General features: G+C 29.1%; 1 protein-coding gene. It reads left to right on the top strand.

Annotated elements, in window-relative coordinates:
- A partial coding sequence (locus EN964_RS38010; RefSeq protein ID WP_164776565.1) for a hypothetical protein occupies positions 1–695 on the top strand: 695 nt, incomplete at both ends.

The following is a 695-nucleotide window of genomic DNA, read 5'->3' on the forward strand; positions in this document are numbered from 1 at the left end:
AATTATCATCGGGCTATGAACAACATATTGATGAAAATTCACCTAAATTCGAATTGAAATGCATTAGAGAATCTTATATAAAAGAAGATGAATTTAAATCAGCTTGCATTAAGTGGGCTTTAAATAATGTTGATATTCATCAATTCATTCCCGAATCAATCAAAGAATCAGCAAATTCAATTATTTCTCAAGAAGATGATGTGCAAGAGTTTATTATCGACGTCTTGCAACCTGAAATTGATAAACCAACGTTCTTTAGTGAAGGTCAACTTTACAATTTGTATATGTTATCAAATCTAACATCAAATAAAGGTTCAAGAACAAGAAACAAATCAAACTTTGCTAAAGCAATAGCAAAAATGTCTAAACGTGTTAAAGTAATAAAATCAATGAACTACTCAAAATTAGATAATTTAAACAAATATATCAAAACAGAAAGTCAACTTTTCTATAGTCTCTATAGAAAATTGACAAATAATCCATTCAAAGATGCTTATACGAAGGATTTTCAAAAAACCATCCAAAATCGTAGTAAAGAATTGCAACGTGTTTACCAACAAATAAATGATGTAAAACTGGGGAACGTCAAATATGCATCACAAATCGGACGTTCAAAAGCAAAAATGTATTGTGTATTACCAGACAATGAAATTTACGAAGGGTTTATCAGTGAAAAACAACTCAAAGATATAGCT

The organism is Mesorhizobium sp. M7A.F.Ca.CA.001.10.2.1, from assembly GCF_003998575.1.
In the GTDB taxonomy this organism is placed as follows: domain Bacteria; phylum Pseudomonadota; class Alphaproteobacteria; order Rhizobiales; family Rhizobiaceae; genus Mesorhizobium.